This window comes from Pandoraea commovens (genome assembly GCF_902459615.1).
Taxonomy (GTDB): domain Bacteria; phylum Pseudomonadota; class Gammaproteobacteria; order Burkholderiales; family Burkholderiaceae; genus Pandoraea; species Pandoraea commovens.
On record NZ_CABPSA010000014.1, the window covers coordinates 14,072 to 37,662 of the forward strand.

Genomic DNA, 23,591 nt, shown 5'->3' on the forward strand with positions numbered 1-23,591 from the left:
CTTGACGCTCTCGGGACTAAGACCCTTCGACGCAGGCCAATCGGCAAGGATTTATTTGAATCTTTCGTGACATGACCGAACCGTCACGACGAACGGCCAACTCGCGGCGTTCGGAGACTGCATTGGCTTAGGGGATCCGCGCCAATCAACCGAGCAACACGATGCCACCGGGCAACGTGCGCGCCGACAGACTGAGTGAATGCTCGATCTGACCGAGCGCCACGTCGAGCGAGCGGATCGCAAAGCGTCCGGTCACCGGACGCGCGGCGATCTTGTCGTTCAGGAGTACGACTTTCCCCGGACGGTAACGGTTGATCTCTTCGATCACATCGCCCAACGGCACCTCGGCAAATCGCAGATAGCCGTCGCGCCATTCGGGCATGGCGTTGGCGTCGACATTGACCAGCGATTGCAGACTGTGCGCGTCGTACACGAGTTGTTGACGGGCGCGCAGCGTGACACGCCCGGCGGTATGCACCACATCCGCCGCGCCTTCGATGCAGGTCACGCAGACCTTGTCGGCCACGTTGCGCACTTCGACACGTGCGTGGTGCGCAATCGTGCGTCCTGCGCCCGCCACGATTTCGAACGGGCGCGACGCCAGCGTTGTGTCTACGGCCGCTTCGCCGCTCAGCAGGTCGATGCCCGGCGTACCGGCCGCAGCGCCCCCAGTACGAAGCGCCACGCTCGTACGCGTGTTCATTTCGACGGAGACGTCGCCTGCCAGCGCGACCGTGCGCTGTTCGCCGGTCCCGGTGCTGTAGTCGGCGTGAATGGATGCCGCACTGGGCAGCAACCCGAGCGGCCCACCGATGACGGCCACACCGGCGGCCGTAGCGAATGCGCCTGCCGTGCCCGCAAGGATCCAGCGGCGGCGCGGATCGAAACCCCCTTCGGTCTTCCGTTCAGCTTTCGCCTTCGATTTGGCTTTGCGCAACGGAGCCGGGCACGCAGCAACCGTCGCCCCAGCCGCCGCCGATTGCTGCGCCGCCTGCGTCAGTTGCTTCCACTGACGCTGTGCGTTTGCCAGCGCCTGCGCGTGCTTCGGATCGCGCCGCGCCCATTCGCGCAGCGCGTCGCCATCGGCGTGCGTCATTTCGCCGGACGCCATACGTCGCACCCAGCTCATCGCCTGCCGCTCGGCGGCATCGAGACGCCGCTTGTGCGGCAACGGGGTATCGGGTCGGGACATCATGGCGTCACCTCTCGCATGAGACGGAAGGTCTCCTTTGCTGAGACGGTTTTGCCCCGCGCCATCGGCAATCCCCGGTTCATTCGGACCTCGGCATATGCGCCATGCAGTATTCGTGCGCACGCTTGAGTTCAAGACCGACGAGACGCGGCGACACGCCGAAGCGGCGTGCCACGTCTTCGTTCGACATTTCATGGACGCGCACCGCGATAAAGATCGCGCGACGGCGCGGCGGCAGATCGGCCAGCAGACGTTCGAGCGTGGCGATATCGTCGCGCGCTTCGATGGTCTGTGCGGGCCCCGGCGTCGGATCGACGAATTCGGTCATGAGCGCGTCGATTTCATCGTCGCTCATGTAACGACGTTCGCGCTGCACGCGGTCGAACGCCATGTTCATGGCGATGCGCATGAGATACGCGCCCGGACTCTTCACGTCGCTCTGCCGGTCGGCACGGTCGTCGAGATGCACCCACGTGTCGTGCAGGGCGTCGCTCGCCAGCTCGGCGGAACCCAGCCGCCAGGTCAGTTTGCGTTTGAGATCTTCGTAACGCTGCGCGAGCAGGTCACGCAGGAAGGCGCGCGGTGTGTCGACCATCTAGTGCTCCGTCATCGCCTGACACGGCGACTGCACACACGCGACATGACCGGTGCGACACCCCGCAGGCAACAGCAACATGACGAAGGGGCGCGTCGTATCCGCAGGCACGCGGCCGACGTCGAGCCCCTGCAACCGTTGCACAATGGCCGTGTCCCGGCGTGCATCCCCGGTGGTATCGAGCAGACGCACCCGGCTGACCCGCGCATTCGCACCGACCTGCACCGTCATTGCCAGACGATAATCGCCGGGCGAGAGAGACGGTGGCGCACACAGGGCGCGCAGCACAACGTTCTGCAACGTCCCGTGGTAGCTCGCAGCAACGCCCGCCTCGCCACGCTGCGCATCTTGCAAGACCGGTGAATTCACCGGTGCCAGCACGAACGCGTTCTCTGCCGTCAGCTCCGCCGTCACACCGGTGCCGGAGAGCAGCTCGTCAAGCGCCTCATGCGGGGCGTGGATACCGGACACAGCATGCGAACGACGGCCCTCCACCAGCGAAGACGGGTAAAAGACAGACATGCGCGTGAGCGCGTCGAAGCGGGCGAGCGCGTCCTTCAAGGGGAGCTCCGGGATATCGAACGACTGCGCCTCAGAGGCAGTCGTCCGGGCAATGGCGGCCGGACCGAACAGCAGACACGCGAGCCACCCAAGCGCTAATACGCCAGCCAGCCAACTCACCCCGGCGGGCGATTTCCGCATCCCCGTTGATCCACTAATGATTTGTAAGAATTCCTGACAATTCTCGTGTCCGATTGTGACGATGCTTTGACAATGCGCAGGATTGCCTTCTCAAAGAAAAAAACCCGTAACGCGCCCACGGGGTAGTAAGCGCGCTACGGGCCAACCAGTCGTCCGCTGGACGTGATACTGCCGCGCGGGGAGGTCCCCAGGCTCGAGAGGAAAACGCGCTTGATGCGCCGCGCGGCGACGCTTCAGTTGAGCGTCATCGGTGCCTGCGACTCTGCGGCATCGACACCGGCGAGGGCGTCGCCCGGCGTAGCCAGGTCGTCACGCGGTGCGGCGGCCTGACCGGTCGCCTGCTGCGTGAAGTTACGCAGATGCAGGAAAAACTGTCCCATCATTTCGACCCACAGACGCATCGAGAAGCGCAGGAACTCCGACGTGACGCCGCCCGCGACGAACACGTCCATCTCCAGCACGAGGAATTCGCCGTGCGCGGCCACGCGCGCGAAGCGGCGCGAACGATGCCATTCGTTGATAAGTCCTTCAGGCAGATCACCGCCCTGAATGCGCAGCGGGCAGCTCAGCGTGAGATCCAGATACTGATCGACGCCCGCCTGATTGCCCCAGTGCACCTGATAGCCAATGCCGTGGCTGGCGCTGTGCAGACGCGTCACCAGATCGTCTTGCTGAACCGAGACGGCGCAACCGGCGGCACGAATCGCATCGGCCACCTGTGCGGACGTCATGAAGGTGATGACGTCCAGGGGGGATGACTCGTTTGACGTCACCGGCGCGGCTGCTTGTGCTGCGTCGTGGTTGTCTTGTTGCATCGTGTTCTCTTCGTTCATGCCAGTGGTCCTCAACGTCCGTTTTTGATATCTGATACTGCGTTCTGATTACGCGTTGCAAAAGCGTGACGGGGTCCGCTGCGCTCGCCCCGTCACGCCGTCTTACTTCGAGGCCTGAGCAGCCGATGCTGCCGCGTCAGTCTGAGCCGACGGGGCGGGCTGTACTGCCAGTTCCGCTTGCGGGGCAGGTTTGGCCGACGCGGCAGCCATCGCTTGCTGCTCGTCGAACTTGCCCTCGTAGAGCTTGTCGCCGTACTGCTGGGCGATCTGCTCGTACTTCACGCGCGCCTGTGCGGCGAACGGCTGGCGTGCCGCCACGATCGTCGCCACATCCATCGTCTCGTAGGCCGTCAGGATTTCCTGACCGACGGCGTACAGACGATCGTTCTTCTCCTGCGCAAGCTTGAGCGCGGCCCGTTGTGCGGCCGTCTCCTCGGCAAGCTGCTTGCGCTGCGCATCGGCCTGACGCGCGAGCTTGAGCAGTTCGTCGTAAGCGTTGCGATACTGCGAGATCTGCGTGTTCGCCTTGTCGGCAATCGTCTTCACTTCCGATTGCGAGGCGCGGGCGTCCTGCGCCAGACGCTCACGCGACTGACGCTCCGCCGCCAACTGCTGCTGCGCGTCGTCCAGTTGCTTGCGCAGTGCTTCGGGCGAGTCCTTGCTGGCCTTGCCCGCAGTACCGGCGGTTGCACCACCGGCCTTGAGCGCCGCGAGTTCGTTCTTCGCCTGCTGAAGCTGATCCGTCGTCGTGCGTAGTTGCGTGCGCAAACGCTCTTCCATCGTCGGCGCGCCCTGCGGCGTCTGCGCCAGCGCGACCGAGCTCACGGCGAGCAGCATGGCCGCTGCGGTGACCTTGGCGCCCGAGGTCAGACGCGACACCGTGCGCGAGGGCTGTTGGCTCATGACACCTCCTTAGAATCGGGCGTTGACTTCGATTTGCAGCGTGTCGATCGACAACGGCTGACCGTAGACTTCCTTCGTCGACAACCAGCGGCCCGTAATCCAGGCGTTCTTGTCGAATGCGTACGAGCCGCCCAGGTAGTAACCCTTCGCGTTCGTACCGCCGCCGTGGAACGTCGAATCGTTGTAGGCATCGGGCACGGCATCCGGCTCGATACGCTTGTAGCCGAACAGCACGTTCCAGTCGCCGCGCGCAGCCATGACCGGCTTGCCGAAGGTGGCCTGGAACATGTAAGCGTTCGGGCCGCTCTTGAAGTTCGCGCGCGTGGCCGTGCCCGCCGCGAAGTTGTTCACGATGCCGCCGTTCGAGCGCGCCCACATCTCGCCCTCGTTGTAGGCCAGGTTGCGGATGTAGTTCACGTCGAAGCGCAGCGGGTAGCGGCCTGCGAGCACCGTATCCCAGCGCGCCGACAGATCGAGCAACTGGAACTTCGAGGCGTAACCGACGTATTGCGGCTGCGCCGTGTTGGCCGGATCGAGCGGGTTGAGCGCGATGTTACGCAGCAGCATGAGCGTGTTGCCCTTCTGCATGAACGCCGGACGCGACCAGTCCGAATCGCAGCTCGTCTGCCCCGCGTACAGCGCACACGGCGACGACAGCTGCCCCGTAATGTTGCGGAAGTCGAAGTAGCCGACCGCGCCGCGGAAGCTGTTCTTCGAGTCGAGCTTCCAGTTCGCGCCGAACTGCGTGCCGAGCATCCACTTCGTCTGGCTCGACATCTTGCTCTGGCTGTTCGACGGCGAGTTGTCGCCCGAGTATTCCAGCGGGATGAAGCCCAGCGAACCGAACAGTTCGACGTTCGGGTTCGTCGGCAGCGCCTTGTTGAACTGTGCGGCGATACCGTCGATGTTCAGGTCGCTCGAGAACAGCATGTCGCTCGTGACGTACGGCGGCGCAAAGCGACCGCCGGTCACCTTCATCCACGTGAACGGCTGATACGACATCCACATCTGGTCGAGCCAGACGCTCTTCTTGTTCAGACCGCCGCCCAACGTGCTGTTGGTCGAGACCGGACTGTCGTCGTTGCTGCTTGCCAGACGCACACCGGCCTTCACCTGCTCCGACACGTCGGCGAAGATGCCGAAGCGTGCGCGCGCACGGAACTGGTTGGTCCGGTTCTGCGTGGTGTTGAGCAGCGGCGGGAGCGCGAGGTTGGTGTTCGAGTTGACGTCGAAGCCGTTGCCCTTGTTGATCTGAGCCCAGTCGATCTGCGTGTTCGTGTTGCTGCTGGAGTAGAAGCGCGATTCGTTACGCAGACGGAAGTCGCCTTCGATGTGAATGCGCTTGGTCCACTCCGGCGTTTCGTTCGGGGCGGCCCAGCCTTCGGTCTTGGCTTGCGCCATGACTTCGTTCTTCACCTCGTCGCGAATCTGGTCGCGCGTGGTCTGGGAGATGTACGGGATGCGCACGTCGCCCGGCTCGGCACCGGCCCAGCCTGCACCCGCAGCCCCTGCCACGGCAGCGCCTGCCGGGGCGGCAGCCGCTTGCTTCTGCGCCGCTTGCGACGCCGCATACGCTTCGGTCTCAGCCTGTGCGAGCAGCGCTTCGCCGGTGGCGCGGTCGATGGCGCCGCTCTTGATCAGGCCGCGAATGAGCTTGACCATCGCGGTCTCTTGCGGTGTGGCCTGGGCTTGCGCCTGCGCGAGTCCGGCGGTGCCCAGCAGTGCGAGCGCCAGTGCGACAGCGCCCGCCGTACCGGCGGCGCGACGGGGTGCCCCTCGGCGCGCGCCCCCGTCAGTCATACGTTCCAGTGCTTTCATTTTGTGTGTGACGTTTGCGTAAAAAGGATGGTCTGCTTCAGCCCGGTCGACCGCTTGCACGGTGTGACAGGTGATGTCGGTCATGGGCGGCGTCCCCGAATGCTCATGGCCAGCGGATAGCGCAGCGACGCGGGCGGCTTCTCTTCCGCACGGAAGTCGCGCAGCATGGCGAGCACCGCTTCGTCGATGGTCGAACTGCCCGTGCCACGCACCAGTTGCACACGCGTCGCACGGCCGTCGGCGTCGAGCCAGAGATCGATGCGAACGTCGTCGAACGCGAGCGTGCGGGTGCGCTGATCTCGACCGAACGCCTGTTGCAACGAACTGGCGAGCCAGGCGCTGTAAGAGCGGCTGCCCAGACCACCGCCACCGCCGGTCATGCCGCCGCCACTGCCTGCGCCAATGCCGAAGGCATCGGTACCGGCCTGCGCGTCGCCATTGATCGTCACGGCGTCGCCAAGATCTTTGGTCGGGCTGGGCGGCGTGTCGTCCTTGGGTGGCTCGACCGGATCGGCGGGCTTGGGCTCGACGACCTCCGGTTTGACCTTCTCCGGCGTCGGCTCAGGCGGCTTCTCCTGAGGCGGCGGCGGGGGCGGCGGCGGAGGCAGCATGAGCATCGGCGGGCTGTTGACCTCGCGGCGCATGCTGGCCTTGTCGGTGAGCAGGTGCCAGAAGAGCGCCGCCAGACCGATGACCACGACGGCACCGACGATCAGCCCGCCACGACGACGCAGGAGTGCGAGCGCCGGGCTGGAAGTCGTCGACGTAACCGGGGAGCGCGGGGCGCGCGGGGCGCGCGGGGAGCGAGACGCGAAATCGCGAGGTTTCACGCTGCGCTCCTTACTGCGGCTTGCCGGTCACGAGGCCGACCTGATTGAGATCGATGCGACGCAACAGGTCGAGCACTTCCACGACCTTGGCGTACTGCACCTGCGCGTCGCCGCGCACGATCACCGGGAAGTCGGGCGTGACTGCCTTTTCCGTGCGCAAGCGATCCTCAAGCTCGTTGAGCGTCACGGGATAGGCGTCGAGAAACACCTGCCCCGAGTTGTCGACCGTGATGGCCTTGGTCTTCGGCTTCTCCAGCGCCACCGAAGAACTCGCCTTCGGCAGATCGACCTTGATGCCGGGAATGCTGGCGTTACTCGTGAGAATGAAGATCACCAGCACCACCAGCAGCACGTCGACGAACGGCGTGATGTTGATGCCACCCGCGCGCTTCTTCGCAGCGAATCGCGTTGCGTTAGCCATGATTCGTCCCCGTCACGCGCGCTGCAGCACGGGCTGACGGCGGCCTTCGCCCTGCTCTTCCGCGAGGCGCGTCGTGAACTCGTCGACGAACACCGCCATGTCGGCCGCCAGAGCGTCCGAGCGCGAGACCAGCCAGTTGTAGCCAAACAGTGCGGGGATAGCGACGCCGAGACCGGCGGCCGTACACAGCAGTGCTGCGGCCATACCCGGTGCCACCGAGTTGATGTCGACTGCGCCCGCCATCGCTGCCACGACGAACACCAGCATGATCCCGATCACGGTGCCGAACAGACCCACGTACGGTGCGCCTTCGATCGACGTCGAGAGCCAGTTCATGCGCTTGCTCATCGTTTCGACCTCACGCACCATCACGCCGTCCATCGACGCGCGAATGGCGCTGATGGTCGCGTCGGAGACAGCGCTCGTGTCGTAGCCGAGTTCGTGGCGGCGGTGCAGTTCGTCGAGCGCGACTTCGTACAGGCGCCACAGCGGCGATTGCTCGCGCACGTCGTCAGGCACGCGGTTGGTACGCGCGATCTGATCGAGCGGCGCGCCCGACGCCTGGCGAAAGTGCTCCATGAACACGGTGTTAGCGCGCGTCTTGGCGCTGTAGCTGCGGCTCTTCGTGATCATGATGACCCACGACACCAGCGCCATCAGGCCGAGTACGACCACGACCACCCAGGCGTCGACCGGCATGGCCGCGAGGATGAACGCGAAATGGCTCTTGCCCGCTTGCTGTTCGTCCGGACCGAAGGCGATCAGACGCGATTCGGCACCTTGCGAGACGGCGTCCGTCTGGATAAGTGCGGCAGGACGCGCGACCTTCGACAGGCGCACTTCGTCCACCGCGCCCGAGAAGCGGGCCAGGCCAGCGGCTGCACCATCGGCGTCGCCACCGATGATCGTCGGCGAATTCAGTGCCGGGAGTGCTGCGGCGACCGAACCGGCCGCGTGACCTGCGACGTACAGCGTGACCGTCTTGCCGTCGCTCGTCACCGCGAGGTGCGACCACTGACCGGCCTGAATCGGCTGGCCTGGCTGGCTGCGCTGAGCGCCGACCTGCACGAACGGCACGCCCTGATCGACACCCACGAGCAGATCGCTGCCGCCATCGCGACGCGTGTAAATCCCTTCGTTCGCGCCGAGCTTTTCCGGACGCACCCATGCCGAGAACGTGAAGTTGCTACCAGCAGCAATAGTCAGCGACGGCGAGGCAGGCAGCACGAGCGGCGAAGCGCCAGCTTGAATACCACGGCCGATGATCGCGCCATCGAGCGTGACGACCGGGTTCTGACTGTTGTTGCCGTAAGCGGTCGTGTCGCGAGCGGGCACATTCGGCTCGCCGAAGTGATAGACCGCCGTGTAATCCGGATCGAACACGCGCTGACCGTTACCGGCTGCGGGCGCCTTGCGGTTGCCGTAGTACATCCAGATCTGCTGCTTGTTGGCAGCGGTCACGGCGGGCACGTCCACCCACACGAGCGCGATGCCCAGCACCGGATCGAATTGCTCGATCTGGTGATTCAGCACGGTCTTGTCGTCACCGGCGACGAAGCGCAGGTCCGCGCCGGTCTCGTTCACGCCTTCGAAGCTGAAGTTGCCGGTGTGCAGGCGCAGCAGCATCGGCACACGGCCCGCGTCGCCCGTGATGTTGCCGCCCTGCGGACCGGCGTCGATGGTGATCGGCTTGCGGTACGCCCAATCCGGTTGCCACCAGGCGTGCGCGAGCACCGGCATCAGCGTGCCGATCAGCGCAAGCAGGAATGGAAGAATGCGTCGCATGGCTGTAGTTCTCCGTGTATACCGCCTGACGCATCGAGTGAGCGCACCAGGCATCAGGTCGTAAATGTTGTTTGGTTGAGTACGTCGATCAGTAAGTCGCCGTCACGCTGAAGTTGAAGCGCGGTTGATAGCGTTCGGTACGCGGGCCGTTCGTCAGCGGCCACGCGGCATCGAAGCGGCCCGTCACGTGCGACGTGAGGCGCAGCGAAGTGCCCACACCGAGCGACGCAAGCGAATACGTCGAGGTCTGCTCCGGCAGCGCATCGCGCAAGCCCAGACGTGCACCGTCGAAGAACGCATATGCGCGCCAGTTCGAGACGACCGGGGCGAGCAACGGGATCGGCGGCGTACGCCATTCGATGGAGCCGACCACGCCGTAATCGCCCGTGGCTTCCGCCGAGAGATAACCGCGCACCGAGTTCATGCCGCCACCGGCGATCTGTTCGTTCGAGACCAGCGGCGAGTCGGTCATCTGCGTGGCCACGCGCGCGGCCAACTGCCATCCGCCGCCAATCGTGTATGTGCCGTTCGCATCGGCGCGCAGCACCGTGAAGCTCGGCGACGCCTTATAGCGCTTCGCGTCGAACTGCGCCGGGCTGCTGCCGTAACCGAGGAAGCTCGACATACCCGTCGTGATCGACGTGTTCAGACCGGCTTGAAAGCTCTCGTTCTGATAAAAGCCGCTGTAGCTGAGGGTGATCGGGGCATACTTGAGCGGCACCACGTCGCCAGCCGTACCGAAGCGCGTGGTTTCCGTGTTGTCCTTGAAGTCGACGCCGAGGCTAAAGGCGTGATACCAACTGCCCGTGTCCGGCACCGTGTACGTGGTCTTCAGGCCGATTGCATGGCCCTTTCCGAGCACGGTGGTGCCACCGGTCGTGGCGACGTTGCTGTCCGACTGATAGCCATTGAGTTCGAGCGACCAGGGCGACGAGCCCAGCGGCGCGACGTACGAGCCCGACCACACCTTGCTCTGCTTGAAGTCCTGCGGCGCGCCGAAGAAACTCATCGAGACGCGATGGCCCAGTTGCCACAGGTTGTCGTAACCGAGCGAGGCGAGCATGCGCAGCGGCTTCGTGTCAGCGCTGCGGTCGTTGTTCAGGCTGAAGCTGGCGCGCCACGGGTTGGTGTCTTCGACCTTAAGGTCGACGTCCATCGTGCCGGGCACTGCCCCCTGCTTGACCAGCGGCACGACCTGCTGCTCGCCGGTACGGTTCAGCGCCGTGAGTTCCGCCTGCGCGGCGTTGAAGTCAGGCACCTTGCCCTCGGCCAGCGACGGCACGCGCTCGCGTACTTCGCGCGGCGAGTGATATTCCGAGCCGACCACACGCAGGCGTCCCAGCTTGGTCTCGCTCACCTTCAGATAAACGATGCCGCCCGTGACCTGCTGTTCGGGCAGGTCGACGTACACCGACTGATAGCCCTTGGCCTGATAGGCAGCGAGTAACGCGTCGCGTGCGGCTTCGATATCGGCGAGCGTGCGGTCAGGCCCCAGATAAGGCGTGACAGCCTTCTCGATAGTGCGGATGTCGAGCACGGTGTTACCGCGCACGATGTACTCGTTGATGTTCACTCGCTTTTGCGCGTCGGCGGATTTCTCTTTCGCGCCGTCGGCCGCAGGTGCGCCTGCCTGCGGCACTACCGCAGGCGATGGGTCCGGTTGTGCTGCTTCGGTTTGCTGAGCAATCGCGACGCCATGAACAGTTCCCCCCAACGTGACTGCGCACACTGCCGCCCAGCGCAGCCACGGCCGGTTCGTTTTCATCAAACGCATATAGAAGACTCTGACTTGTTAGGTCGACGCGGCCCTGCCCGATGCAGTGCCCCCGGTGGCCTGGCGCTTACCCAAGACGCTTTCCTGACGCCTCAGGTTTCGCCCGGCCGCACGCAATCCGTGTCGACATTTCTCTCGAATACGGATACCTAGACGGGTGAGCCGACGGGCAACTAACGTTTGTCACGAGAAATTCATCTTTCTCGAAAAACGCTCTGGCTACCGTATGCTTGTTCGGTCGGAGTCCTGACGGATGACTAATATTTTGACGGGGAGACGTGCGATGACGAGGCAGCGCAGCGGCACAGACGTTGGGGGTCGGATGAGAAATCGAACGGGCAAACTCGCCGTGACAGTCGCAACAACGGTGCTGCTGAGCGCGGTGTCACAGCTCGCCGCAGCGGCCGATGACGCCCCGCGCGTGGGCGGCACGGCACCGGCATCGCGGGCGGGCTGCGTGGATGTCGAGGTGAACGGTCAGCGCTCGCCGTCCTACGACTGTCTGACGAATCAGTTGCAACCAGCTTCGGCACCGGGATCGGGCCGCGCGCCGGGACTGGAGTCGGAAGCTATCGCCAACAAGCCGAGCAATCAGATCGGCGGACAGTTCAACTGGAGCGCGACGTCTCAGCGCATGGGAAACAGCTTCGGCAACTCGGCCACGCCGCAGCGCCCGGGCGCGCCGCCGCCGTCTGCGCCCATCGTGACGCCCGGTCGCTAAACAAAAAATGCGCCACCCGGTGTGGGTGGCGCATTGTCGGTGGATGTCGGTGGATGTCGGTGGATGTCGGTAAGCGTCAGGCCAGCTCTCGCCTGTGCCGTCCGATCCCGCCGTGATAAAGCGCGGGCGACGTCATACCGAGTTTGTGCGCCATGATGACCAGATCGGCAAACGAGCGCGCTTCCATCTTACGCATCGCATTCCCGCGATGAATCTTGACAGTGACTTCGCTGATGCCGAGTTCGTCGGCAATGTGCTTGTTCATGCGTCCTGCCGCCACGAGCGCCATGACTTCGCGCTCCCGTTGCGAGAGCCGCTGTGCACGCTCGATCACGTCGGTGCTCGCCCGCTCACGTCCGAGACGCTGCCGGTCGAGCGCCAGCGCCGCGCCCACGGCGCTTAGCAACACGCCCTCCGGCATCGGCTTGCTCAGGTAATCGACCGCACCCGCTTTCATGCCGCGCACGCTGGTCGTCACATCGGCCCGGTCGGTGATGAGCACGATGGGAATCGGATCCTGCAAATCGGCGAGGGCACCCTGAAGCAAGAGGCCGCCGCCGGGCGCGCCCAGATCGGCATCCAGCACAACGCACGCCGGTCCGGCACTGCGCTCGCTGGCAAGAAACGCCGCCGCGCTCGTAAAGCCGCGCGCCCGCAGGCCGACGTCGGTCAATTGTGCACAAAGCGTGTCGTTCTCCGCCGGGTCGTGGGCCACGACGTAGACGGTCGCGATGTCGCTGTCCGGAAGCGCGTTCATGCAGGGGCGATGTATTGATTCAGTGAGCCTGAGTATACGTCAGTCATGTGACGTTCAAAACCATAAAAAAGCACGAACGTGCTGGCATTTTTGCGGTTTGACGGTTGGCCGTCGATGGCAGGGGACCGCCCGGCGCGGGGTTCGGGCGCTAATACGAAAAGACGATAGTGAGGCGACGGGAGTCGGCATACGCTCATGGACCGTCGTTCGTGGCGCTTCGGCGGCCTTCCGGGCCGTACTTTCCGCGTCCACGAACGGCAAGAATCGTCCGCCGACTTCCCCACCGGAGCCTCCCATGTCAAATCCCGACCTCATTCTGGTCAATGGCAAGTTCACCACGCTCGACCGTGCGAACCCGCAGGCGGACGCCGTCGCGCTCACCGGCGGCACGTTCACCGCTGTTGGCACCCGCGACGACATCATGCGTCTGGCCGACAACGCCACGCAGGTCATCGACCTCAAGGGCCGACGTGTGATTCCGGGGCTCATCGACAGCCACATGCACATCATTCGTGGCGGCCTGAACTACAACATGGAGCTTCGCTGGGATGGCGTGCGCTCGCTGGCGGACGCCATGCGCATGCTCAAGGCGCAGGTCGACCGCACGCCCGCGCCGCAGTGGGTGCGCGTGGTCGGTGGCTTCACTGAGCATCAGTTCGCAGAGAAGCGACTACCGACCATCGACGAGCTCAACGCCGTCGCGCCCGACACGCCGGTGTTCATCCTGCATCTGTACGACCGCGCGATCCTGAATGCTGCGGCGCTGCGCACCGTGGGCTACACGAAGGACACGCCGAATCCGCCGGGCGGCGAAATCGTGCGCGATGCGTCGGGTAACCCAACCGGCCTGCTGCTCGCCAAGCCGAACGCGACCATTCTCTACGCGACGCTTGCCAAAGGGCCGAAGCTCCCACCGGAGTATCAAAAGAACTCCACGCGCCACTTCATGCGCGAAGTGAACCGGCTTGGCGTGACGGGCGTCATCGACGCCGGCGGTGGCTTCCAGAATTACCCCGAGGACTACAGCATCATCGAAGAACTGCACCGCGAAGGACAGTTGACGGTGCGCCTCGCGTACAACCTGTTCACGCAGAAGCCGAAGGCCGAACTCGCCGACTTCAGCCAGTGGGTCAAGCAAGTCAGCCCGGGGCAAGGCGACGATCTTTATCGTCACAACGGCGCTGGCGAAATGCTCGTGTACACGGCAGCCGACTTCGAGGACTTCCGTGTCGAGCGGCCGGAAATGGCGCCGTCGATGGAAGACGATCTCGAACCGGTGGTGCGATTGCTTGCAGAGAACCGCTGGCCTTGGCGTCTGCACGCCACGTACGACGAGACGATCTCGCGCGCACTCGACGTCTATGAGAAGGTCGCGAAGGACATCCCCTTCGACGGCCTGCACTGGTTCTTCGATCACGCCGAGACGATCAGCGACCGCAACATCGACCGCATTGCGGCACTCGGCGGCGGCATTGCCGTACAGCATCGCATGGCCTATCAGGGCGAGTACTTCGTGGAGCGCTACGGTGCGAAGGCTGCCGAGGCGACACCGCCGGTGCGTCGCATGCTGGAGCGCGGCGTGAAAGTCGGTGCGGGCACGGATGCGACGCGCGTCGCGTCGTACAACCCGTGGGTGTCGCTGTACTGGCTGGTGACGGGCAAGACCGTCGGCGGGCTGCGCATGGCGGCCCCGGGCAGTCTGCTCGACCGCGACGAAGCGCTGCGTCTGTGGACGGAAGCGAACACGTGGTTCTCGTCCGAAGTCGGCAAGAAAGGGCAGATCAAGGTCGGGCAGCTCGCCGATCTGGCCGTGCTCTCGGAGGACTACTTCAGCGTGCCGGAAGACGAGATTCAGGACATCACGTCCGTGCTCACGGTGCTGGGCGGCAAGGTGGTGTACGGCGACGGCGACTTCGGTAGCTATGCACCGGCACTGCCGCCCGCGATGCCCGACTGGTCGCCCGCGCGACACGGTGTGGGGTATCAGCCGCGACAACCTAATGTGCTTAACGTGAGCGTGAGTTGCGCGTGTGCGACGTCATGCGGCGTGCACGGTCATGCGCACGCGAAGGCGTGGTCGTCGAGCGTGCCCGCGTCGGACGAGAGCGGCTTCTGGGGTGCGCTCGGCTGTTCGTGCTGGGCCTTCTGATGTCCATTCTGATGTCCATTCTGATGTCGCTACTGTCCGCTACTCACTGTTGAGGTCCGTCATGGCCACGATGCTGCCGTCGTCCGATCCCTCCTCGTCAATGGCACGCGAGACGTCTTTGCTGCCGGGCTGGGCTTACTGGCTTGCACTGTTGCTGCTGTGCAGCGCCTATCTGCAAGGCGGCATCGACAAGGCGTTGGACTTCTCCGGCGCCATCGCCGAAATGCAGCACTTCGGACTGTCACCGGCGGCACCAATGGCGGTGGCGGTCATCGTGCTGGAAATCGGTGCGTCGCTGATGATTTTGACGGGCAAGGGGCGATGGTTGGGTGCGTTGGCGCTGGCGGCATTCACGCTGGCCGCCACGTTTCTGGCCAATCGCTTCTGGTCCGCCCCGCCGGACGCCCGCACGATGCTCGCCAATAGTTTCTTCGAACACCTCGGACTCGTCGGCGGCTTTATCGCCGTGGCGTGGTACGACCTCGGAACGCGCGCCGCGCGGAGTCAATCATGAAGCTCTATCTCGTTTCGCTTGCTGTGGGCGTGCTCGTCGGCATCATCTACGGCGGTCTGGGCGTTCGCTCACCGGCACCGCCCGCGGTGGCGCTCATCGGTTTGCTCGGCATGCTGATCGGCGAACAGGTCGTGCCGCCCGTCAAGCGTCTGCTCGCAGGCGAGCCGGTGAACCTCGTGTGGTTCCATCGCGAATGCGTGCCGAAGATCACGGGACTGCCGGGGCCGGTGGCGCAAGCGGCGAAGGATGAGGACAAGACCGAAGCGCCGAAGGCGTAAGACCTGATGGCGTCCACTGCGACATCCATTGCGCCGTCGACGGCGCGCTCGCGCAGCGCCATGTCACCCTACTTGAAAGAACGCGCCGCCTCCGCCTGCTCGCGAATCACGTCGATCAGCGCGCGCAACGCCGCCGGAATGTGGCGCCGTCCGGGATAGTAGAGCGCGAGTCCGTCGAACGGCGGTGTCCACGCTTGCAGCACGCGCACCAACGTACCGGCTTCGAGATCTTTGTGCACGTCCCACTCTGTCAGATATCCCACACCGACGCCCGAACGCACGGCTTCCAGGATCAGCGCGCCGTCGTCCAACGTCATCGGCCCGTCCACGTCGACGCGCACCATCTGGCCGTGCCGCTCGAACTCCCAGTGGAACATCTTGCCGCTCGGCATCCGCGTGCGAATGCACTGATGCTTGCGTAAGTCGTCCGGCGTACGCGGCGGTTTATGACGGGAGAAATACGCTGGCGTGGCGACCACCGCGAAGCACTGTCTGTCGCCGAACGGCACGGCGATCATGTCCTGCGGCACCGACTCCCTCAGACGAATACCCGCGTCGAACCCTTCCACAACAATGTCGATGAGACGGCCTTCCGTCACGATGTCCAGCTTGACGTCCGGGTAGCGCCGCGAGAACTCGATCAACACGGGCATGACCCGGTGCACCGCGCCGGCCGAACTATTGATGCGCAGCGTGCCCGAGGGGGAATCGCGAAAGCTCCCGGCTTCGTCGATCGCCGTCTGAATGGTCGAGAGCGCGGGCGCGACGCTGTTCACAAACTGCGCGCCCGCTTCGGAAAGCGACACACTGCGCGTCGTCCGGTTAAAGAGCCGCACACCGATGCGCGTTTCGAGCGCCGCGACGGCATGGCTTAACGCAGACGTCGACACGCCCATATCGTTTGCCGCGGCCCGGAAACTCCGGTGACGCGCCACCGCCATGACGGCTTCCAGTTCGGTGAGTCCCGACGTCTTCATTGTCCTAAATTCCTCAACAAGGCATCCCGGATTGTACGTCTAGTCATATCAATGCCGGACGACTATCTTGAGTCATCGAGACCGCATTTCACCCTGCCCCCCACTCATCATGAAGATCATCGATCAGATTTATATCGACGGCGCTTTCGTCACTCCGCACGGGGACGAACGATTCGACCTGTTCAATCCGGCGACCGAGCAAGTCATCGGCAGCGTCCGGCTGGCAGACGCCGAAGACGCTCGCCGTGCCATTGCGGCGGCCAAACGCGCGTTTCCGGCGCATTCCCGAAGCACCAAAGCCGAACGCATCTCGATGCTCCAGCGCATGCACGCCGCCGTGTCCGCACGCGAAGACGATTTGCTCGACGCCATCATCGAGGAGTACGGCGCCCCCGTCGCGTGGGCGCGCTGGATGGCACGTCATGCGAGCGATGTCCTGCTGCAGGCTGCGAAGACGCTGGACAGCTACGACTTCGTGCGCCGTGCGGGCACGGCGGAAGTCGTCATGCAGCCGCTCGGTGTGGCGGGACTCATCACGCCCTGGAATAGCGATGCGGGCTTCATCTGCGGGAAACTGGCCGCAGCACTCGCTGCCGGTTGCACGGCCGTGATCAAACCGAGCGAGATGAGTGCGATTCAGACGCGCATCGTGACCGAAGCGCTGCACGACGCGCAGTTGCCGCCGGGCGTCGTCAATATCGTGACGGGACGCGGGGAGACGGTTGGCGCGGAGATCAGCACGCACCCCGACGTCGCCAAGGTATCGTTCACCGGATCGACGGCGGTGGGCCGGTCGATCTTGCGCGCGGCGTCGGAAACCTTCAAGCGGGTGACGCTTGAACTCGGCGGCAAATCGCCGATGATCGTGCTCGACGACGCGAACTTCACGCAGGCCATCCCGCTCGCGCTCAATGCGGGCTTTATGAACAGTGGTCAGGCATGTGTCGCCGGGACGCGGATTCTCGTGCCGCAAGCACGACTGCACGAATTCGAAGCGGGCATCGCGGCTGCCATTGCGAACTTCCCGGCAGGGGATCCCCGCGACCCGAAGACGCATATCGGCCCGCTGGTCAGTCGAAAACAATGGGATCGCGTGCAGCGCTACATTCGCATCGGCATCGAGGAAGGTGCACGGTTGGTCGCCGGTGGCGAGGGTCGCCCGACCGGGCTGGACGCCGGATGGTTCGTACGCCCGACCGTCTTCAGCGACGTGCGCAACGACATGACGATTGCCCGTGAGGAAATTTTCGGGCCGGTGCTCTCGATCATCGCCTACCGAGATGAAGCGCAGGCCATCGCCATTGCCAACGACACACCTTATGGTTTGCAGGCGTATGTCTGCGCGACGGATGTTGAGCGCGCCGCCGCTGTGGCAGCGCAAATCGAAGCGGGGCGCGTGCTCGTCAACACCCTCACTCACGAACCTGCTGCGCCGTTCGGTGGATTCAAGCAATCGGGCATCGGACGCGAGTACGGCACCTTCGGACTCGAAGCCTTCATGGAACCGAAGGCCGTGCTCGGGGTGTTGTAAGCGCAGCGGCAGCGGCTCGGCGCGATGGGCGCCGTCGAAACACAGCGACGCCCATCACGCCACCCGCCGTAGTCGCAGACCTTACTTGCCGATTTCGTAGCGAAGCAACAATGCCGCCACGCGCGCGCGGTCGACGTCGGGAATGCGCTCCATCCCGACGTACTCCCAGAACTCTTCGACGGCGGCGACGCCTTCGCTGCCGTCAGACAGGAGACATGCAAGCGCATCCGCCCGTCGTTCCGGCGGCAGGATGTCAAGGCTCAGGATCAGCGCATCCATCACGCGCTGTCGGCGGCTACCTTTGAAGAACCGCTCGCTGATGTGGCCGACGAACGCGGACCAAGCTTCAGACTCGCTCCCTTCCTTCGCGGCGACACCCCACTTCTCGACGAGCGCGGGGTTCGCCTTCAACGGTTCTCGGAAAAACACGTAATCCACTGCGGGCTTCGGCGCTGCCGGGTCGATCATCCGCATCGCCGAGGCGATCGGCGGTACATACCTCGCGCCACGCGGCTCGACAAACACCGCGGTGGGGATGACCGACGGGCGAAGCCCACCTCCGCGCATGAGGCGAACCGTGCCGAGATCGACGCGAAAGCGCTCGCGATGCGGGCACAAATGCTGGTGAAGCGCACGCGTCACCGTCGGTAAGGAACTAATCGTTACTGCGTTCACAAGATTCATCGAGGACCTCCATCGTGGAAAGGAGATCGCATCCTGACAGCGCTTCGTCTTCGGACTTTGCGATAGCGTCGGCGAGCTGTCAGTTCTGACGCTGCCGTGCCCACATGCTTGCGTTCGCAGACGTCAATTGCCGTTATCCGCCCATCGCCATGCGGGACGCTCGAGCGGGTGCTGGCCGAGAATCGTCGTCGCCGAGAAGGACTTCTCGAGTTGGATCGAATTGCATTCGGGGTCCTCTTCGAGCGCGGCCGCCAGACGCTGCGAGTGCGAAACCACCCAGAGCTGGCTGCGCTGCGATGCGCGACGGATCAAACGTCCCAACGCGGGCATGAGATCAGGGTGAAGACTCGCCTCAGGTTCGTTGAGCACCATCAGTTCAGGCGGACGCGGCGTGAGCAATGCGGCTGTCAGCAGCAGGAATCGCAGCGTCCCGTCGGACAGTTCTGCGGCGCTCAATGGTCGCAGCAAACCGTGCTGGTTGAACTCCAGCATGAGTCCGCCACGCCCCGTGCCATCGATCGTGACGCTCGCGCCGGGAAAGGCATCTTCCACCGTTTGCGCCAGCGCTTCGTGATCGCCGATCTCGCGAATCGTCTGCCACGCGGCGGCCAGATCCCGGCCGTCGTGATGCAGCGCCATCGTGCGCGTACCGATCTGCGGCCACCGCGCGGGGGCATCTGCGTCGGTGCGGAAGTGATCGTAGAAGCGCCAGTTGCGAATGCGCTCACGTACTGTGAACACCTCAGGGCAGGTGTTGTCGTTGGCAATGTGAGAAAAGAGACTCTCAAAGCGAGGCAGACTGCTTGTGAGGATGTCCCACTCACGCCCCGACTTGCGTCGCACCACACTCCCCTGTCGGTCCACGAGCATAGTGGCCGGACGTAGAAACTCACCGGCCCAGATGCTCTCGTGCTTGAACTCCGGATCGGCACTGAACATGGAAACGCCACCAGCGCTGCCCATCCCCATGCAGATGGCGTAGCCGAAGGTGTCGCTGCTGAAGCCAAGACGCATGCGCCCCCGCTTCTGACGCGGGCCGCCCTGAATCGGCACCTCGCCGCGACGCATGCGCGGGCTGATCGTCTCCGGCCCCGCCCATAGCACGGAGCCGAGTCCGCCCTCGCGGGCGATGGGGCCGATGATGCCGTCGCTTGCCGTGCCCGCCAGCAGCCGCAGTGCCCGGTAAAGATTGGACTTCCCGCTACCATTCGCGCCGCTGATGACGTTAAGCCGGGTGAGCGGCATCACAAGCGACTGGATAGAACGGTAGTTGTCGATGGCGAGGGCGGTGAGCATGGCAGGCGGGAGAACGTGAGGAAACGCAGCAGACGAGCGCGGGGAATCAAGAGCGGTGAAGTTCGCAGATTACCCCTTCGAGCACGCCGCGCCGCTACCGTTCCCTAAATCCGGCGCACAGCTTTCCCAGACGGCCCGCTGCTCAAGGGACGCACAGCCGCGTCCACATGACATAAACTCACCGTTTCGACCTCTTACAGCGACACCTCGCCTGCCCCGATGTCAGACGTTACCCCTGAACCGAAAGACAGCTCCGGCGTTGCCGTCATCGACCGCGCCTGCGCTATTCTGTTCGCGTTCAAACCCGACGACAGCGCCCTCACGCTGGCCGAACTGGCTGCCCGCACCGGTCTCTACAAGAGCACGCTGCTGCGTCTCGCGGGTGCGCTCATCCAGCACCGCATGCTCATGCGACTTGAAGATGGTCGCTATCAGCTCGGCCCGGCCACGTTCATGCTCGGCGCCCTGTATCAGCGCAGCCTGAACCTCGGCGACATTTTGTTGCCGCTGATGCGCGAACTGGCGGACGTGAGTGGCGAGAGCGTGTCGTTCTATGTGCGCGACGACGCCGTGCGTGTGTGTCTGCATCGTGTCGACTCGACGCACGCCGTGCGCTTCCACGTACGCGAGGGCGATGTACTGCCGCTCGAACACGGCTCGGGGGGACTGGCGTTGCTGGCCTTCGGCGGGGAGACGGGCGACGTCTACGACCGCATTCGCGAGGTGGGTTACAGCGTATCGATGGGCGATCGCGAGCGCGATACGGCGGGGGTGTCGATGCCGGTGTTCGGGGTGCGTCAGACGCTGCGCGGCGTGCTGACGCTAGCCGGTCCCAGCTCACGCATCGACCGGGCCTTCATCGACCGGCATCTGACGGATCTGTTCTCGTGCGCCGCGCGCGCCACCGACGGACTCGGCGGTGACTCTCGGGCACTGCGCGCGGCGTGGAAGCGGCGAGAGGAGTGATACGCTCACGCGATCAATCGCTCGCGCAAGGTCTCGTCACGCATCAAGCTCGATCTCATGCTTCTCGAAGAGATCTTTCACGTGCGCCTTGTCCGTCTCCGGAATCGTTTCGAAAATCTCATCGCTGAATCCACGCAGTGCGATAACACCTACGCCGTCGGCATCGACACTGATGCCTTTCTCGTCAACGCGGTAATTGAGCAGCGTTTTGACCGCATCGACCCGGGAGGCGTCCGGGACGTACTCGAACGACTGAACCAGCGCGTCGACCACCTTTTGACGCCTGGGCTTGGAATCAGCCCCCATCAGGTCTGCGACAAACACGCCCAACGTGTCGTCGCTCGAAACGATGGCCTCCTGAAATCGCGCAAGGAACTTCGTATCTGCGTTAAAGCTGGCGGCTAGCGCCCGGGGGCCGAAGATCTCGTTTAGCTTATCGGGAACCTCAAACGAGCGAACGATCTCGGTGGACTTCAGCGCCTGCGGCGTGAGGATCTGGCTCACGGTTTGCAGATCCTCGCCAACCGCGTGGGCCTTCTTGCCCTTCTCGTCAGCCCCCTGACTCCCAGTCAGCGCCTGAGTCGCAGCACCGGAATTAACACCCGTCGAACTTACTTCCATGATGGCTCTCCATCAAAATTGGGGAGTTCATTCTGGTACGGGGAGTACGTCGACGTTATGCAAACGAACATCATGCTTTCGTTTCTCGCGCCCCCTTGGGAAAAAGATGTGGTGCGCGCTTGGGATTCATTGACGTACCCGCCCCTGCCGGGTCGCCGCCGGTTCGCTGCCGTGTCGCTGCCGTATCAATACTCAGGGCAGTTCGCGTTCTGCGCGACCGGTGTAGCGATAAGGCAACTGACGCGGCAACGGACCTTTGTTGCGCTCGCCGCGTCCGCGCTGCTCCCACGCGTGCGACAGAATGCCCACCGCGCGCGACAATACGAATACGCCTCGCGCGAGCTCTGGCGCAAACCCCAGCTCGGCATAGATCACAGCGGTGATGCCGTCGATGTTCATCGGCACCGGCTTTTGCTTGCGCGCCTTAAGATGCGCTTCGATGCCACGTGCGATGGCTGCGTAATGGCCTTCGATCACGCCTTGCGCCACGGCATCGTCGACGATGGCGAGCAATCGCGTCGCGCGCGGATCGACCGGATGGAAACGATGACCGAAACCCGGCAGGTACTTCCCGTGGGCAACGTTAAACGCAGCGATGCCGTCTGCCACTGCAATCGATAGATCAGGTACTTCAGCGGTCGAATCCGCCAGCCGCTGCGCGATGTCCTGATAAAGCTCGACGGCCTGCTGCCCCGCGCCGCCATGCACGTCGTCCAGCGCATTGATGGCCGAGGCCATCGCGCCGTTGAGCGGCAAGCCACAGCTCGTCGCGATCCGCGAGATCGCAATCGACGGTGCGTGCGGTCCGTGATCCACCGAAGCGACGAGCGCCGCCTCCAGCAATCGTGCCTGCGCATCGGTGGGCAACTCGCCGCGCAGCATCAGCCAGATCATCTGCGGAAAGCTCACGTTGCCGATCAGTTCCTGAATCGGATAGCCACGCACGTTGATCGATCCCGGGTGGATATCGATGATCGACGTGCTCCAGTAATCGGCGCACAGCGCCGCAGCATCGAGTGTCGGATTCATGGTCAGATCACGCCGTCGGCGCGCAGTTGATCGATGGAGGCCGTGTCATAGCCCAGGTCGCTCAGCAGGTTCAGCGTATCTGCGCCGAGCGATGGTGCGGGTGCGCCTGGCGCGGCATCGCCGCCGGAGAGACGGAAGCCCGCGCGCGTCACGCGCTGCGGCTGCGCTTCGCCCGGCACATCCAGTTCGCGCACGAATTCGCGCGAAGCGAGATGCGGATGCGCAAGGACGTCGGGCACAGAAAGAACGCGCCCGGCAGGCACACCGCTTGCGACGAGTTTCGTCTCCCAGTTCGCAGCGCTGTCGAGCGCGAGTGCCGCTTCGATTTCCGCTTTGAGCGCGTGACGATTCTGCTTGCGCGTGTCGCGTTGCGCGAAGCGAGGATCGTCTGCGATATCCGGGCGGCCGATCAATGCGCACAAACTCACGAACTGACGCGTTTCGTTCGCCGCGATGTTGAGTAGGCCGTCACCGGTGCGGAAGGTGCCGGACGGCGCAGCCGTGAAGTTCTCGTTGCCCATCGGCACCGGTGCGACACCCGCATTCAAGTAGTTCGAGACGACCCAGCCCATCGTCGCAAGCGTGGCTTCGAGCATCGAGACGTCAAGCATGCGGCCCTGCCCTGTCGTGCGCGCATCGAGCAGCGCCGCGCAGATCGCGAACGCGGCCGTCAGACCGCCGACGGTGTCGGACACCGGATAGCCGACGCGCAACGGTGCGCTCTGCGCATCTCCCGTCACGCTCATCACGCCCGAAATACCCTGAATGATCTGATCGTAGGCAGGACGCGACGACAACTCGCCGTCCGCACCGAAGCCCGAGATCGCACAGTAGACAAGACGTGGATTGATTTCGCGCAGCACGTCGAAATCCAGACCGAGACGCGTCATCACGCCCGGACGGAAGTTCTCGACGAGCACGTCGCTCGATGCCACCAACGCCTTCAGGATGGCTTTGCCGCGCGGATCTTTCAGGTTCAGCGTAAGCGAGCGCTTGCCCGCGTTCACCGCCACGAAGGACGCGCCCATCTGACGCGCAGCTGCCGCTTTGTCGGCCCCGAGTCGACGGGCCAGATCGCCCCCTTCGGGGTTTTCGACCTTGGTCACGTCAGCGCCCATCAGCGCCAGTTGATAGGCGCAGAACGGTCCCGCGAGGACGTTGGAGAGATCGAGGACTTTCACCCCGGCTAGCGGCAATGCCATCGTTGGCTCCCAA

Annotated in this window: 23 protein-coding genes; 6 read left to right on the forward strand and 17 right to left on the reverse strand. The window is 64.2% G+C overall.

From position 1 onward, the window contains the following. Nucleotides 1-145: 145 nt before the first annotated feature. From PCO31010_RS25310 to PCO31010_RS25355, 10 genes are all read right to left on the reverse strand, one after another. Complete coding sequence (locus PCO31010_RS25310) at nucleotides 146-1,195, reverse strand: FecR family protein (RefSeq protein ID WP_174985181.1); 1,050 nt, start codon at nucleotides 1,193-1,195, stop codon at nucleotides 146-148. Between the two features lie 76 nt (nucleotides 1,196-1,271). Next, a complete protein-coding gene (locus PCO31010_RS25315; RefSeq protein ID WP_150666688.1) occupies nucleotides 1,272-1,787 on the reverse strand; it encodes an RNA polymerase sigma factor in 516 nt (171 codons plus the stop codon). Then, entirely contained in the window at nucleotides 1,788-2,489 is a 702-nt protein-coding gene (locus PCO31010_RS25320) for an STN domain-containing protein (RefSeq protein WP_150666689.1), read from the reverse strand. A gap of 233 nt (nucleotides 2,490-2,722) precedes the next feature. Next, a complete protein-coding gene (locus PCO31010_RS25325) occupies nucleotides 2,723-3,322 on the reverse strand; it encodes a YbjN domain-containing protein (RefSeq protein ID WP_150666690.1) in 600 nt (199 codons plus the stop codon). A 102-nt stretch (nucleotides 3,323-3,424) separates the two neighbouring features. Beyond that, nucleotides 3,425-4,225 carry a coiled-coil domain-containing protein gene (locus PCO31010_RS25330; protein WP_174985184.1) on the reverse strand — a complete coding sequence of 267 codons (801 nt, stop codon included), beginning with the start codon at nucleotides 4,223-4,225 and terminating at the stop codon, nucleotides 3,425-3,427. A 9-nt stretch (nucleotides 4,226-4,234) separates the two neighbouring features. Beyond that, entirely contained in the window at nucleotides 4,235-6,043 is a 1,809-nt protein-coding gene (locus tag PCO31010_RS25335) for a putative porin (protein ID WP_174985187.1), read from the reverse strand. A gap of 80 nt (nucleotides 6,044-6,123) precedes the next feature. Next, a complete protein-coding gene (locus PCO31010_RS25340) occupies nucleotides 6,124-6,873 on the reverse strand; it encodes an energy transducer TonB family protein (protein ID WP_150666691.1) in 750 nt (249 codons plus the stop codon). A gap of 10 nt (nucleotides 6,874-6,883) precedes the next feature. Then, the gene (locus PCO31010_RS25345) at nucleotides 6,884-7,294 is read right to left on the reverse strand and encodes an ExbD/TolR family protein (RefSeq protein ID WP_039396424.1); all 411 of its coding nucleotides are present in this window, start codon (nucleotides 7,292-7,294) and stop codon (nucleotides 6,884-6,886) included. Between the two features lie 12 nt (nucleotides 7,295-7,306). Then, nucleotides 7,307-9,079 carry a DUF2341 domain-containing protein gene (locus PCO31010_RS25350; protein WP_150666692.1) on the reverse strand — a complete coding sequence of 591 codons (1,773 nt, stop codon included), beginning with the start codon at nucleotides 9,077-9,079 and terminating at the stop codon, nucleotides 7,307-7,309. Between the two features lie 88 nt (nucleotides 9,080-9,167). Next, nucleotides 9,168-10,853: a ShlB/FhaC/HecB family hemolysin secretion/activation protein gene (locus PCO31010_RS25355; protein WP_246184773.1), complete on the reverse strand. Its 1,686-nt coding sequence runs from the start codon at nucleotides 10,851-10,853 to the stop codon at nucleotides 9,168-9,170. Between the two features lie 349 nt (nucleotides 10,854-11,202). On the opposite strand from PCO31010_RS25355, the gene PCO31010_RS25360 reads away from it, so the two are divergent. Next, a complete protein-coding gene (locus PCO31010_RS25360; protein ID WP_246184774.1) occupies nucleotides 11,203-11,574 on the forward strand; it encodes a hypothetical protein in 372 nt (123 codons plus the stop codon). Between the two features lie 76 nt (nucleotides 11,575-11,650). Here the strand turns inward: PCO31010_RS25360 and PCO31010_RS25365 are convergent, their stop codons facing one another. Next, on the reverse strand, nucleotides 11,651-12,331 hold the full coding sequence (locus PCO31010_RS25365; protein WP_150666694.1) for a response regulator transcription factor: 681 nt from the start codon (nucleotides 12,329-12,331) through the stop codon (nucleotides 11,651-11,653). A gap of 295 nt (nucleotides 12,332-12,626) precedes the next feature. On the opposite strand from PCO31010_RS25365, the gene PCO31010_RS25370 reads away from it, so the two are divergent. The 3 genes from PCO31010_RS25370 to PCO31010_RS25380 all read left to right on the forward strand — a co-directional run bounded on the left by PCO31010_RS25370 (nucleotide 12,627) and on the right by PCO31010_RS25380 (nucleotide 15,272). Next, nucleotides 12,627-14,480, forward strand: coding sequence for an amidohydrolase (locus PCO31010_RS25370; RefSeq protein WP_150666695.1), 1,854 nt, complete (start codon nucleotides 12,627-12,629; stop codon nucleotides 14,478-14,480). A gap of 70 nt (nucleotides 14,481-14,550) precedes the next feature. Continuing rightward, nucleotides 14,551-14,994 carry a DoxX family protein gene (locus tag PCO31010_RS25375; protein WP_150666741.1) on the forward strand — a complete coding sequence of 148 codons (444 nt, stop codon included), beginning with the start codon at nucleotides 14,551-14,553 and terminating at the stop codon, nucleotides 14,992-14,994. Continuing rightward, complete coding sequence (locus PCO31010_RS25380) at nucleotides 14,991-15,272, forward strand: XapX domain-containing protein (protein WP_150666696.1); 282 nt, start codon at nucleotides 14,991-14,993, stop codon at nucleotides 15,270-15,272. Before PCO31010_RS25375 ends, PCO31010_RS25380 begins: the two co-directional genes overlap by 4 nt. A gap of 68 nt (nucleotides 15,273-15,340) precedes the next feature. Here the strand turns inward: PCO31010_RS25380 and PCO31010_RS25385 are convergent, their stop codons facing one another. Beyond that, complete coding sequence (locus PCO31010_RS25385; protein ID WP_150666697.1) at nucleotides 15,341-16,249, reverse strand: LysR family transcriptional regulator; 909 nt, start codon at nucleotides 16,247-16,249, stop codon at nucleotides 15,341-15,343. Nucleotides 16,250-16,358: 109 nt separating this feature from the next. Here PCO31010_RS25385 and PCO31010_RS25390 point away from each other — a divergent pair, with 109 nt between their 5' ends. Next, nucleotides 16,359-17,780 carry an aldehyde dehydrogenase family protein gene (locus PCO31010_RS25390; RefSeq protein ID WP_150666698.1) on the forward strand — a complete coding sequence of 474 codons (1,422 nt, stop codon included), beginning with the start codon at nucleotides 16,359-16,361 and terminating at the stop codon, nucleotides 17,778-17,780. Between the two features lie 81 nt (nucleotides 17,781-17,861). Here the strand turns inward: PCO31010_RS25390 and PCO31010_RS26745 are convergent, their stop codons facing one another. Beyond that, entirely contained in the window at nucleotides 17,862-18,422 is a 561-nt protein-coding gene (locus PCO31010_RS26745) for a hypothetical protein (protein ID WP_217426197.1), read from the reverse strand. 165 nt (nucleotides 18,423-18,587) lie between these two features. Next, nucleotides 18,588-19,760: an AAA family ATPase gene (locus PCO31010_RS25400; RefSeq protein WP_150666700.1), complete on the reverse strand. Its 1,173-nt coding sequence runs from the start codon at nucleotides 19,758-19,760 to the stop codon at nucleotides 18,588-18,590. 219 nt (nucleotides 19,761-19,979) lie between these two features. Between PCO31010_RS25400 and PCO31010_RS25405 the strand changes: the two genes are divergently transcribed. After that, nucleotides 19,980-20,726, forward strand: a complete 747-nt coding sequence (locus PCO31010_RS25405; protein ID WP_150666701.1) for an IclR family transcriptional regulator — start codon at nucleotides 19,980-19,982, stop codon at nucleotides 20,724-20,726. 36 nt (nucleotides 20,727-20,762) lie between these two features. Here PCO31010_RS25405 and PCO31010_RS25410 read toward each other — a convergent pair whose 3' ends face one another. From PCO31010_RS25410 to PCO31010_RS25420, 3 genes are all read right to left on the reverse strand, one after another. Continuing rightward, nucleotides 20,763-21,347, reverse strand: coding sequence for a hypothetical protein (locus tag PCO31010_RS25410; RefSeq protein WP_150666702.1), 585 nt, complete (start codon nucleotides 21,345-21,347; stop codon nucleotides 20,763-20,765). Nucleotides 21,348-21,539: 192 nt separating this feature from the next. Further along, the gene (locus PCO31010_RS25415; protein ID WP_174985192.1) at nucleotides 21,540-22,376 is read right to left on the reverse strand and encodes a citryl-CoA lyase; all 837 of its coding nucleotides are present in this window, start codon (nucleotides 22,374-22,376) and stop codon (nucleotides 21,540-21,542) included. A gap of 2 nt (nucleotides 22,377-22,378) precedes the next feature. After that, complete coding sequence (locus PCO31010_RS25420) at nucleotides 22,379-23,578, reverse strand: CaiB/BaiF CoA transferase family protein (RefSeq protein ID WP_150666704.1); 1,200 nt, start codon at nucleotides 23,576-23,578, stop codon at nucleotides 22,379-22,381. Nucleotides 23,579-23,591: the final 13 nt, after the last annotated feature.